Here is an 11,272-nt window from a genome sequence, read left to right as displayed (position 1 = left end):
TTTTGCAAATTCCTAATGACAAATCTCGGTTTATTACCAGGCACACGCAAAAACTGGTAGTTTTCTTGCTGAGACTATGTAGGTGTTATCATCAATAGGTTCAGAAGTCGCAGCCCTATCCTTCGATAATTTTCAGCAGGTCGGCCAGTGTTTTGCCGCGGTAAAAGTTGGGCGATTGTATATCGTCATTCACATCTTCGTACACCCAGGTAGTGTGATAGGGCACATGCATGGCGTAGCCACCCATTTCAAGTACCGGTAAAATATCAGACTTAATGGAATTGCCTGTCATAAAGAAATTTTGTGCCGGAATTTTCAAACGGGACAACATGTTCTGGTAGTCTGTAATTTGCTTATCGGGCATGATTTCTATATGATGGAAATACTTTGCGAGGCCCGATTTTCGGAGTTTCCGTTGCTGATCCAACAGATCACCTTTGGTAGCAACCACAAGTTCGTGTGTTTCGGTAAGTTTCCCAAGGGTTTCTTCAACTTCATGAAGTAATTTTACCGGTTTGGCCAGCATAGCTTTTCCAATTTCAAGTATTTCATGTGTAATGCGACCCGGCAATTTCTGGTCTGTAATGAACAGGGCTGTTTCAGTCATCGACAACACAAAGCTTTTTATACCATACCCATATTGCTCAAGATTCTGCATTTCAATTTCAAAAAGTTTTTTCTCCACCTGTGCCCTGGGAGCGTATTCATTAAGTAGCTGAAAAAAATCTACTTCTGCTTCACGAAAAAATGTTTCGTTGTTCCATAGGGTGTCGTCGGCATCGAAACCCAGAATTTTAATATGGTCTAACTGCATAATTTGGTGGCCTATTTTTTGGTAAACACAGTCATTGCATCTTTCATGCCAATTGTACCAAGCATTTGGATTACATCGCTGGATAAGCGAATATCGTAATCAACAGCTCTTTTTTGTTTTTTTGCCTCTTCATCAAAAGCCATTAGAAGTTGTATAAAGGCCACATCAATTTCTGTGATTTCTACTGAAGTTATTTCTATTTTTTCTTTGGACTTCAGTGCCGTTTCAAGGGTGCTTTTAAGTTCATTTGAGTTTTGCACAGTATAGGCAGGCCCAAGTTTTATTCTGGCTGGTTTTGTTTTTTGCGATGCTGCTTTTTTTTGTGTTTTGGCAGCTGGTTGCTTTTTGGGTGAAGAGGCTTGCTCTGTGCCCGCATCTATTGAATCGATGACGTTTTTAACGCCTTTTTTAAAACTTTTTTTTGCCATAGTTAAGCAAGATTTTTTTGTAAAATTTCACGTGTCAATGCTGCATAATCCCGGGCTCCTGCACTGTCTTTTTTGTAGCGGTATATATCCATTTGTTCTACAGGTGCTTCTGCCAGTGCTATGTTGTTGCGAATTACAGTATCAAAAACTTTTTGTCCAAATGCTTCACCCACAGTTTCCCTTATGTCGCGGTTAAGCACTTTGCGTTTGTCGTATTGGGTGAGGAACAAACCACCTAAAGTTAACCTGTTGTTCAGGCGTTTGTGTACAATGTCGATGGTTTCCATAATTTTTTTTAATCCATGTACGGCTAAATATTCTGATTGTACGGGAATAAAAACTTCATCAGCCGCTGCAAGTGCATTCATGGTTAGTAAGCCCAGTGAGGGCGGACAATCGATTAGTATAATGTCGTAAGGATTTTTAACCTGTTCAACAATTTCTTTGAGCAACAACTCTCTGGCGGGCACAGCAGCCAGTTCTAGTTCTGCTCCCGATAAATCGAGCACGGCGGGTATGGCATGGAGGTTTTTGTTTATCACAAAAGGTTCGGGCACATAATCGCCTTTTAGTCCTCCGTAAATATTATTGCCGGTTTTTTCTTCCAGTCCCAGAGATTGAGAGAGATTCGATTGCGGATCGAGGTCGATGAGCAGCGTTTTTTGTTTTCTCCTGCTAAAGCCAACACCAAGATTAATTACTGAAGTTGTTTTTCCTACACCGCCTTTGTGGTTACAAAATGCATAAATTTTTGCCATACCAATTTTAATTTACGGGTATGCTGCAAATTACGAAATTTAAGCGAGAAAAAACAGGTGTTTTTATGTGATTGTGCGAAGGGGTTACTTTTCCAGATTTTTAAGAAAATCGTTCATTTTATGCTGAATGGTTTGAATTTCGTTCATTTTTGATTCCAGAGAATTGTTGAACTCTGCAATTTGCTTCCTGAGTTCTGCAACCTGTAAGTCTACAATAGAAAATTTCTTTTCGTCTTTACTGTTTTTTGTTTCTTCAATTTTTGATTTAATGAAATCCATGAAATCATACAGATAATTTTCTACGCCAACCTTCACATCGATTTTTTCCCCAAGATCATCGTGCTTAATAAATTTTATATCGAAACGCACCTCTTTTTCGTTGGCATTGGAAACCAGGTCGTTAAAATAACCGAGATATTGCTGAAAAGGCGCCTGGAGTGTTTCGGGCATATTGAAAACCTGCAGCATTACCTTGGCAGCATCTAATCGTTTCTTTTCTGTGGTCAGGTAATGCATTGTGGCATAAAGCCCGCGTTTGATGACTTTTTGTGGAGGAAATTCAAAGGGGTTTTCTTCCAGGTAAAGTTCTTTAAGGCTTAACAGCTCAATGAATTCAATGGGTAAAGTCTTTAGCTCACTATAGCTTGCATCAAGCGATTTGAGGTTCGATAAAAAACCAATTTCTTTTGGGAAAGTGGTAAAATCGTTGTGGCTAATGTCAAGCAGTGCAAGTGATTTGAGGTGCCCAATGGTGGGAGGAAGTGCTTTAATCTGATTTTTGAGTAACAGTAAGGTTTTCAGATTTATGAGTTTGCCAATTTCGCGTGGAACTGTTTTAATGTAGTTGTAACTTAGGTCAAGGTGTTCCAATTGCGTGAGTTCGCCAATTTCGGGCGGAATTTCTTCCAGATCCCGATTTGATAAGTCAAGACTTTTAGAGTTTTTTTCTTTAGCCTTTTTTATAAAAAATACGAGCTCTTCCCTATCCATAAGTATGGTTTTATTTATCCAAAAATACTAATAATTTGTTAAAATGTGCATCTAATCGTTTATTTTACATAAAGTGCACGATTTAACCACGTGTAAAGACCATTTCTTTTGATGAAGATAAATTTTCGGCATACATGTAGCCCGCTTCGGAGAAGTTTTTTAAATCTTCTGCATGAGTTATGCGGTTTCGAATAATATATGCAGACATCAATCCTCTGGCTTTTTTAGCGTAAATAGCAATTACTTTATAATTATCGTCCTTTAATTCTTTAAATACGGGTGTAATTACATTGAGTTTCAAAGCATCTTTTTTAACAGCTTTGTAATACTCATTTGAAGCCAGGTTTACCAGGGTGTCTGTGCCGTTTTCTTTTCCCTGCTTATTAAGGGTTTTGGCAAGTTGGTCACTCCAGAACTCGTATAAATTTTTACCGTTTGTATTCGTAAGTTTGGTTCCCATTTCGAGTCTGTAGGGTTGAATAAGGTCCAAAGGCCTTAAAATTCCATATAATCCGGAAAGAATGCGCAGGCTGCCCTGTGCAAACTCAAGGTCTTGCTCATCAAACTGTTCAATATTTAAACCATTGTATACTTCGCCCCTGAAGGCGTAAATGCTTTGTTTTGCATTTTTTTGAGTATGTGATTTTTGCCAGTTTTGGTGCCTGATGGTATTGAGTTCAGCAATTTTGTTACTTACATTCATGAGTTTCGATAACTCGTCCTGTGATAATTTTTTCAGCTGCTCCATTAACATGGCCGCTTCATCTTTAAACAGGGGTTGCGAACTGTTCTTTACCGGAGCTTCGTGCTCAAAATCCAGTGTTTTTGCAGGTGATAGTATAAAAAGCATTTTTATTTGCTATACATCTGAACGGATAAATTGTTCTATAATTCGGGGGTAATGCTGATATTCCAGTTCATGCACTTTTGAGGCTATAATTTCAGGCGTGTCATCTCTTTCAATAGGCGTGGTAGCCTGAAAAATAATTTTTCCTTCATCGTATTTTTCATTAACCAGGTGTATGCTGATACCGGTTTCAGGCTCCCCGTTTTCCCAAACTTTTTGGTGTACCCTGTCACCATACATACCTTTGCCGCCGTATTCGGGAAGTAAAGCCGGGTGGATATTTATAATGCGGTTTTTATAGTTATTAATTAAGTGTGTCGGAATTAGCCATAAAAAACCAGCCAGTACAATATAATCGGCTTTTTGCTCCTGCAGCAGGTTTAGTACTCTGTTGGTTTTATACAAGTCACTTCTGTTAAATGTAAAAGCGGGTATGTAGTGATTTTTAGCCCTTGTAAGCACATAAGCTTCGGGGTTGTTGGAAAATATGCTGGCCACACAAATTTCGGCATTGTTCTCGAAATATTTAATAATAGCTTCTGTGTTGGTTCCTGAGCCACTGGCAAAAATGGCAATGCGCTTTTTAGGGTGGTCGCAATTCATATCTTATATTTTAAAAAAGTTCTTCGTTATTATTCTGGTAACCTTCGTCTATTTTCAGCGTGGGTAATTTTGAGGCTGCCACAGCCAGTTCATCGGCCCTGTTGTTGAGTTCGTTATTGGCATGGCCTTTCACCCAGTGAAATCTAATATCGGGTATTTGTTTGTAAATGCTCAAAAAGCGCCGCCATAAGTCGGGGTTTTTTGTTTTTTTGAACTGTTTTCTTTCCCAGTTATGAATCCAGCCCTGCTCTACAGCATCGGCTACATATTTGCTGTCGGTATAAATTCTTACAGGAATTTGTTTGGTTTTTAATTGCTCCAGCGCTACAATTACAGCCAGTAATTCCATGCGGTTATTTGTAGTTTTTTTATAACCTTCGGCCATGGTTTTTTCATGCCCCTTGTAGCGCATCACAATGCCATACCCACCAGGTCCCGGATTTCCCCGCGCTGCACCGTCTGTGTGAATTGTAATAGCTTCTCCCATATCTGCAAAAGTAATTAAAATGTTATATAGTGCCCTTAAGAAAATTCCAATAACTGTATTTCGACATGTAGAATGTATCACGTCACGTTTATTTTGAAAACAGTTATCCCGGGAATTGGGACGTCATGATTTTCAAAATGAACAGGATCCCGGTTTTCAGGACAGGCTTAGTTCTTGAAAGTTTTATTACCGGGCACACAAAAAATTAGATGCTTTTTTGAAAACACTATATGGTCATGTGTAATTTTGAGCAACTTTGCGCATTGAATTAAAAAACATCCTACTACCCATTGATCCGGGGTATAAAACATCGCTAATCACTATTTTTCACTACTTTTGCAGGAAATTTTCGACTTATGAGTACATTTTTATTCGATAAAACCGTTTTTGGCCCGGTAAAAAGCAGACGCCTGGGTGTATCGTTGGGTATTAATCTTTTACCAACGAATTCCAAGGTTTGCACTTTTGATTGTATTTATTGCGAATGTGGATGGACAGATAAGGGTTCAAATGTAGGCGTACTTCCCACCCGCGAAGACGTTATCAGCAAGCTTGAAGGCGTTTTAACAGAAAGAAGTCAGAAAAATTTACCTATAGATGCCATTACTTTTGCCGGAAATGGTGAGCCCACCATGCATCCTGCTTTTGTAGAGATTGTAGAAGATACCCTCAAGTTACGGCAGCGGCTTTTTCCCGGGGCGCGCATATCTATTTTAAGCAATGCCACACTGGTACATAAGCCCCGTATTTTTCATGTGCTTCAAAAAGTAGACGATAATATTCTTAAGTTAGATAGTGGGATTGAAGCAACCATTAAAAAGATAAATTGCCCGCTTGGAAACTTCAACCTTGATACGCTCATCGAGAGCTTAAAAAAGTTTCAGGGTAATCTTACCATACAAAGTATGTTTATCAAAGGAGAATATGATGGCTACAAGGTTGACAATACAACGGATGAAGAAATTTCAGCCTGGTTGTCGGCAATTAAGGAGATTGGCCCTAAGCGAATTATGGTTTATACCATTGCTCGTGAAACCGCAGCAGAAGGCATTGAAGCTGTGAGTAAAGATGAGCTGGAACAAATTGCAGAAAAAGCGCGTTCTTTGGGTATAGAAGTGCTCGTTTCATCATAAATTATAAATGCTATGAATGTGTTATTGGAATTTGCTATGTTTCCTACAGACAAAGGCATAAGTGTTAGCGAATATGTGAGCCAGATTATCGATATGGTGCGCAATTCAGGTTATCCGTATAAACTTAGTGCAATGGGAACCATTGTAGAAACACCTGATATGGCAAAAGCTACCGAAATTTTAAATAAAGCGCAGCAAATACTTGAACCACACTCAGACCGTATTTATTGTACGGCCAAGTTTGATATTAAAAAGAGCGAAATGGGGCGGCTCGAAGGTAAAATTGCATCGGTGGAAGGAAAAATCGGAAAAGTAAACCACTGATGATAAGGCGTTTTTATTTGCTCGTATTTTTGTTTGCTGTGCAGGGTGCTTTTGGCCAGTGTGGGATAGAGCAAAAGGTTTTTCGGGCAGGCGAAAAGCTCACTTACAAAGCCTATTTTAACTGGAACTTTATTTGGCTGGAGGCAGCTGACGTGGAGTTTACGGTTACACATACCGCAAATAAACGTGCGTATAATTTTACCTCCATTGGTACAAGTTTGCCCAAATACGATTGGTTATATAAAGTTAGAGATACCTTCCGTTCTAAGGTTAATGTAGAAACACTTCAACCCTGGTTTTACCATCGCAACACCAGGGAAGGGAGTTACCGTGTAAACAATAAATACCACTTTAATTATTCCGACAGCCTGATTTATACCGATACAGATAATTCAGATTTTGGAAAGGCCATGGACACCATTGCTTTTCCCGATTGTACTTTTGATGTGCTTTCTGCAATATACTACACACGCTCTTTAGATTTTGATCACAGAAAAATTGGAGAGAAAATCCCCATCACCTTTATTATCGATAATGAATTGTATGATTTATATATTCGATATCTCGGGAAAGAAACCATAGAGACCCGTACCGGAGACATTTATAAATGTGTGAAGTTTAACATTTTGCTTGTTGAAGGGACCATTTTTGAGGGTGGTGAAGATATGACCGTTTGGGCCACCGATGATCGTAACCATATACCCGTTTTGGTTGAAGCTAAAATAGTATTGGGTAAGGTAAAGGCTTTTTTAACTGGTTATCAGAACATAAAATATCCGTTGAGTGGCTGGCTGGGTAAAGGAGAATAGCAACTTATTTTTGAATGCTTTTAACGTAATCTACAGCTGCTTTGTCTTTTTCCAGAATGTGATTTTTGAACCAGCTTTTCAGAAATGCCAGTAACTCATCGCAGGCTTCGGGGCTACTATCATTTGCCAGGTATGACTGAGTTTGGTTAATTTTTTCAATGAACTTTTGATGATTGACCTTATGTTCGGCAAAACCGTCATACCCCTGGTAGTAAATTTCTTCGTTAATGAGATGGTGCTCTGCGTAGTGCATCAAGGCATAAAGCAACTCGACTATCTTTTGGCGGCAAAAATCTTTATTCATAATATCCACAAGTTGGTTGTGTATTTTTATAAACTGAAGATGTCCTTCGTCAATTTTTTCGATTCCGGTCATGAATTCCGGTTGCCACTGAATATAGTCGTTTGCATTCATTGAATTATCTGTTTGATCTACATACAAATATCAAGTAAAAACACCCAAATACAATGATATTTCTCATGTAATGGAATCATAATTCACTGATGCCCAGATTCTGTAATATTGCTTGTTTTTACAGGATAACCTGCATGTTTTTTTGCATTTTTTGTTGTTCGTGAGTTTATTTTTAGTTGATTGCCAGTGGCTGATTGTTTTGTGCAAAGCCCCTGTATTACTATAATGTTTCCCGAAATTATTGCTATCTTTGTAGGCTAAAATCTTTGTTGAATTGCCCTATGGGATTACTGGATCAAATTGAATATCCCACTGATCTGAAAAAACTCGATAAACCACAACTTATTCAGCTTGCTGATGAGTTGCGCGAATTTATTATAGACGAGGTAAGTGCCAACCCCGGCCATTTTGGAGCCAGCCTTGGTGCAGTAGAATTAACAGTGGCCCTACACTACGTTTACAACACACCGTATGACCGTTTAATTTGGGATGTAGGCCACCAGGCTTACGGTCATAAAATTCTTACCGGACGCAAAAACCGGTTTCAGACCAATCGAAAACTCGGAGGAATAAGCGGTTTTCCAAATCGTTCAGAAAGTGAATACGATGCCTTTGGTGTTGGTCATTCATCCACGAGCATAAGTGCCGCTCTTGGAATGGCTGTTTCAGCTCAGCTACGCAAAGAAGATGATCGACATGTTATAGCTGTAATTGGCGATGGTGCCCTAACCGGAGGCATGGCTATGGAAGGTTTGAATAATGTGGGTGTGCAAAATGCCAATATTCTGGTCGTACTGAACGACAACGATATGGCCATTGATCCGAATGTGGGCGCTTTTAAAGAGTACCTGACCGACATTGCCACCTCAAGACCTTACAATAAACTCAAGGATGAGGTTTGGAATATGCTTGGCAAATTTAACCGACTCGGGCCTACAGCACAGCGTCTTATTCAAAAAGTTGACAACAGTATAAAATCTTTGCTCATGAAGCAAAGTAATTTTTTTGAAGCCATCAACTTTCGTTATTTCGGGCCCATTGACGGGCACGATGTGGTACACCTGGTCAACGTGATGAATGACCTGAAAGATATTCCGGGCCCTAAACTGCTCCATTGCATTACAAAAAAAGGCAAAGGGTTTAAACAAGCGGAGCTCAATGCTGCAGAATGGCATGCGCCGGGTAAATTCGATAAAAATACAGGCCTGAAAATAAAAGATGACGATGGCACGCCCAAACCACCCAAATATCAGGATGTGTTTGGACATACATTGCTGGAACTTGCCAGACAAAACAAAGAAATTGTTGGTATTACACCCGCAATGCCCGCAGGTTCATCTCTGAACATCATGATGAAAGAGATGCCCGACCGTTGTTTTGATGTGGGAATTGCAGAGCAACATGCTGTTACCTTTTCTGCAGGACTGGCGGCAGAACAAAAAACACCTTTTTGCAACATTTACAGCACGTTTATGCAGCGTGCTTACGATCAAATTGTACATGACGTGGCATTACAGCAATTACCGGTTGTTTTTTGTCTCGACCGTGGTGGCCTTGTTGGTGAAGATGGAGCAACACACCATGGCGCTTTTGATATGGCTTACATGCGAAGTGTGCCCAATATGATTGTGAGTGCCCCAATGAATGAAACGGAACTTCGAAATTTGATGTATACAGCACAAAACTACAAAGAAGGGCCTTTTTCTATACGCTATCCAAGAGGTCGTGGAATGCTGATCGATTGGAAACAACCTATGAATGATTTGCCAATTGGGCAAGGAAGAAAAGTTTCAGATGGCGAAGAAGTTGCTATTGTTTCAATCGGGCATCCCGGGAATTTCGTGCAACAGGCCATTAATCATCTCAAATCTGAAAATATTACACCGGCCCACTACGATATACGCTTTTTGAGACCTATTGATGAGGATCTTTTAGAAGAAGTGTTCAATAAATTTCAAAAAATAATTACCGTAGAAGACGGCACCATCATTGGTGGTTTGGGAAGTGCTGTTATAGAATATGCCGCAGAACACGGACACCGGGCCCAAATTGTGCGTTTAGGTATTCCAGATAAATTTATTGAGCACGGTAAGCCTGCTGAACTCTACCGTATGTGTGGTTTTGATGCTGCGGGAATCGTGAAAACTGTAAAGGAAATCGTATCTGCTTAGATACTATGTCGCCAAAAAATTGTTCCTTTGCGGTTTTAAATTTTTATTCCGCAAATGAGCAACAACAGGGCAGGATATATCACCGTATTTATAGCAATGCTATGCTGGAGCCTTACTTTTGTATGGTACAAACAGGTTTATGAGGTTTTTACACCCATTGGCACTGTTTTTTTGAGGCTCACTATTGCATCTGTTTTGCTGTTTGTATTCACAAAATTGATCAGAAGGCTGCAGCCCATTGCCAAAGAAGACCGTTTTACATTTCTTTCCCTGGCTTTTTTTGAACCATTTGTGTATTTTTTTAGCGAAAGTTATGGCATGCATTACGTTTCGCCTACCGAAGGAGCGGTTATAATCGCAGTTATTCCTTTGCTTACGCCCGTTATGGCCCGCATATTTTTTGGCGACAAGATAACCTTGCTTAATGTCATTGGCCTGGCCATATCATTTGTGGGTGTAGTGTTGGTGGTTACCAAAGCCGGGTTCGAATGGAAAGCACCGGCCATTGGTGTAGCTTTTATGTTCATGGCTGTAATAGCAGCGCTGGGGTACTCAGCAATAATTATGAAACTTTCGGGTAAATACAATCCGTTCACCATTATTACTTATCAGAATTTTATAGCAGCAGTTTTGTTCTTGCCACTATTCCTCGTTTTTGACCTGGATAATTTCCTGGCAGTGGAGTTTACCTTTGATAATATTTGGCCATTGCTAAAACTGGCCGTGGTAGCATCTGCTATGGCCTATCTGTTTTTTGTTTACAGTATTTCGAAAATTGGCATTGTACAGGCCAATATGTTTACCAATTTAATTCCGGTATTTGCAGCGGTGTTTGCCTGGTATATGCTTGGCGATGAGTTAAGCTGGCGAACTGTAACCGGAGTGGCATTTGTAGTTGTGGGGCTTTTCTTACCACATTACAGCACTGTGCGGAGAAGGTATTTTTTCCTGAAAAAATAGTATACGACGCCTCAATGAATTTCGAATCTGTGCATAATTTGTATTACAAGATATAATATGCCAGCGGCATCGGTTCAAAAACCCAGGCAAGAATCACTTAATACTTTCTGAATATTAGGCGTTTTGTTTTACAAGATTTTTTAAATATTCCGGCATGTTAAAAGGCTGAGTTTTAGTGGTGGCTTTTAAATACAACGGATGTCGGGGATGCCCTGCTTTTGTGAGGTTTCCTATGCTGAGCCACTGGTGATTGTGGTTTTCGGCAATTTGGCAAATATCTGCAAGGCAGGACCTGAAATATGGACGATGTGCTATGAGTGTACCCCAGGCAGCCCAGAGGTTAACTTTTTTAAACTGCCCTATGAGTTGTGAAATGGCTTCCATGTTTTGTGTATGCAGTTTTTTGTTGAGTCGTTTGTGAATATTTACCGGATGCGTGGCCCGTTGGGGATAAATATTGAGCATGATCCAGCTGTCGAATCCATTATTGTACGTTAATCGCTCTACTGACCTAACGGTATTATCGAGATCTT

Annotated in this window: 14 protein-coding genes; 5 read left to right on the top strand and 9 right to left on the bottom strand. The window is 39.8% G+C overall.

Annotated features, from left to right (window positions below; all coding sequences use genetic code 11):
* Nucleotides 1–115: 115 nt before the first annotated feature.
* The 7 genes from VJ937_RS06645 to rnhA all read right to left on the bottom strand — a co-directional run bounded on the left by VJ937_RS06645 (nucleotide 116) and on the right by rnhA (nucleotide 5,008).
* Nucleotides 116–814, bottom strand: coding sequence for an HAD family hydrolase (locus tag VJ937_RS06645; protein ID WP_324066109.1), 699 nt, complete (start codon nucleotides 812–814; stop codon nucleotides 116–118).
* Between the two features lie 11 nt (nucleotides 815–825).
* Nucleotides 826–1,242, bottom strand: coding sequence for an STAS domain-containing protein (locus VJ937_RS06640; protein ID WP_324066108.1), 417 nt, complete (start codon nucleotides 1,240–1,242; stop codon nucleotides 826–828).
* 2 nt (nucleotides 1,243–1,244) lie between these two features.
* On the bottom strand, nucleotides 1,245–2,000 hold the full coding sequence (locus VJ937_RS06635) for a ParA family protein (RefSeq protein ID WP_324066107.1): 756 nt from the start codon (nucleotides 1,998–2,000) through the stop codon (nucleotides 1,245–1,247).
* An 84-nt stretch (nucleotides 2,001–2,084) separates the two neighbouring features.
* Nucleotides 2,085–2,990: a leucine-rich repeat domain-containing protein gene (locus VJ937_RS06630; RefSeq protein ID WP_324066106.1), complete on the bottom strand. Its 906-nt coding sequence runs from the start codon at nucleotides 2,988–2,990 to the stop codon at nucleotides 2,085–2,087.
* 82 nt (nucleotides 2,991–3,072) lie between these two features.
* The gene (gene yaaA, locus VJ937_RS06625; protein WP_324066105.1) at nucleotides 3,073–3,840 is read right to left on the bottom strand and encodes a peroxide stress protein YaaA; all 768 of its coding nucleotides are present in this window, start codon (nucleotides 3,838–3,840) and stop codon (nucleotides 3,073–3,075) included.
* Between the two features lie 9 nt (nucleotides 3,841–3,849).
* Nucleotides 3,850–4,440, bottom strand: coding sequence for a phosphoribosylglycinamide formyltransferase (purN, locus tag VJ937_RS06620; protein WP_057953281.1), 591 nt, complete (start codon nucleotides 4,438–4,440; stop codon nucleotides 3,850–3,852).
* Between the two features lie 10 nt (nucleotides 4,441–4,450).
* Nucleotides 4,451–5,008, bottom strand: coding sequence for a ribonuclease HI (gene rnhA, locus VJ937_RS06615; RefSeq protein ID WP_324066104.1), 558 nt, complete (start codon nucleotides 5,006–5,008; stop codon nucleotides 4,451–4,453).
* Between the two features lie 275 nt (nucleotides 5,009–5,283).
* Here rnhA and VJ937_RS06610 point away from each other — a divergent pair, with 275 nt between their 5' ends.
* Genes VJ937_RS06610 through VJ937_RS06600 form a run of 3 tightly spaced genes read left to right on the top strand, consistent with a single transcriptional unit; the run spans nucleotide 5,284 to nucleotide 7,193 of the window.
* The gene (locus VJ937_RS06610; RefSeq protein WP_324066103.1) at nucleotides 5,284–6,060 is read left to right on the top strand and encodes a radical SAM protein; all 777 of its coding nucleotides are present in this window, start codon (nucleotides 5,284–5,286) and stop codon (nucleotides 6,058–6,060) included.
* Between the two features lie 12 nt (nucleotides 6,061–6,072).
* Nucleotides 6,073–6,384, top strand: coding sequence for a thiamine-binding protein (locus VJ937_RS06605; RefSeq protein WP_057953283.1), 312 nt, complete (start codon nucleotides 6,073–6,075; stop codon nucleotides 6,382–6,384).
* On the top strand, nucleotides 6,384–7,193 hold the full coding sequence (locus VJ937_RS06600) for a DUF3108 domain-containing protein (RefSeq protein WP_324066101.1): 810 nt from the start codon (nucleotides 6,384–6,386) through the stop codon (nucleotides 7,191–7,193). The genes VJ937_RS06605 and VJ937_RS06600 overlap by 1 nt, the downstream gene beginning before the upstream one ends.
* Before the next feature lie 4 nt (nucleotides 7,194–7,197).
* Here VJ937_RS06600 and VJ937_RS06595 read toward each other — a convergent pair whose 3' ends face one another.
* A complete protein-coding gene (locus VJ937_RS06595; protein ID WP_324066100.1) occupies nucleotides 7,198–7,608 on the bottom strand; it encodes a bacteriohemerythrin in 411 nt (136 codons plus the stop codon).
* Nucleotides 7,609–7,889: 281 nt separating this feature from the next.
* Here VJ937_RS06595 and dxs point away from each other — a divergent pair, with 281 nt between their 5' ends.
* Complete coding sequence (dxs, locus tag VJ937_RS06590; protein ID WP_324066099.1) at nucleotides 7,890–9,779, top strand: 1-deoxy-D-xylulose-5-phosphate synthase; 1,890 nt, start codon at nucleotides 7,890–7,892, stop codon at nucleotides 9,777–9,779.
* 54 nt (nucleotides 9,780–9,833) lie between these two features.
* A complete protein-coding gene (locus VJ937_RS06585) occupies nucleotides 9,834–10,739 on the top strand; it encodes a DMT family transporter (RefSeq protein WP_324066098.1) in 906 nt (301 codons plus the stop codon).
* A gap of 114 nt (nucleotides 10,740–10,853) precedes the next feature.
* Here the strand turns inward: VJ937_RS06585 and VJ937_RS06580 are convergent.
* The coding region (locus VJ937_RS06580; RefSeq protein WP_324066097.1) for a DUF1643 domain-containing protein at nucleotides 10,854–11,272 on the bottom strand (419 nt) is incomplete at its 5' end.

The sequence above is a fragment of the Salinivirga sp. genome (assembly GCF_035268865.1).
Lineage (GTDB): Bacteria > Bacteroidota > Bacteroidia > Bacteroidales > Salinivirgaceae > Salinivirga.
The sequence above is the reverse complement of the archived record's forward strand: the minus strand, read 5'-3'. Positions and strand labels throughout refer to the sequence as shown.

Excerpts from the sequence above, each read along its gene's own strand:
- VJ937_RS06645 (WP_324066109.1), bottom strand. The coding sequence starts at position 814 with ATGCAGTTAGACCATATTAAAATTCTGGGTTTCGATGCCGACGACACC.
- VJ937_RS06640 (WP_324066108.1), bottom strand. The coding sequence starts at position 1,242 with ATGGCAAAAAAAAGTTTTAAAAAAGGCGTTAAAAACGTCATCGATTCA.
- VJ937_RS06635 (WP_324066107.1), bottom strand. The coding sequence starts at position 2,000 with ATGGCAAAAATTTATGCATTTTGTAACCACAAAGGCGGTGTAGGAAAA.
- VJ937_RS06630 (WP_324066106.1), bottom strand. The coding sequence starts at position 2,990 with ATGGATAGGGAAGAGCTCGTATTTTTTATAAAAAAGGCTAAAGAAAAA.
- yaaA (WP_324066105.1), bottom strand. The coding sequence starts at position 3,840 with ATGCTTTTTATACTATCACCTGCAAAAACACTGGATTTTGAGCACGAA.
- purN (WP_057953281.1), bottom strand. The coding sequence starts at position 4,440 with ATGAATTGCGACCACCCTAAAAAGCGCATTGCCATTTTTGCCAGTGGC.
- VJ937_RS06610 (WP_324066103.1), top strand. The coding sequence starts at position 5,284 with ATGAGTACATTTTTATTCGATAAAACCGTTTTTGGCCCGGTAAAAAGC.
- VJ937_RS06605 (WP_057953283.1), top strand. The coding sequence starts at position 6,073 with ATGAATGTGTTATTGGAATTTGCTATGTTTCCTACAGACAAAGGCATA.
- VJ937_RS06600 (WP_324066101.1), top strand. The coding sequence starts at position 6,384 with ATGATAAGGCGTTTTTATTTGCTCGTATTTTTGTTTGCTGTGCAGGGT.
- VJ937_RS06595 (WP_324066100.1), bottom strand. The coding sequence starts at position 7,608 with ATGAATGCAAACGACTATATTCAGTGGCAACCGGAATTCATGACCGGA.
- dxs (WP_324066099.1), top strand. The coding sequence starts at position 7,890 with ATGGGATTACTGGATCAAATTGAATATCCCACTGATCTGAAAAAACTC.
- VJ937_RS06585 (WP_324066098.1), top strand. The coding sequence starts at position 9,834 with ATGAGCAACAACAGGGCAGGATATATCACCGTATTTATAGCAATGCTA.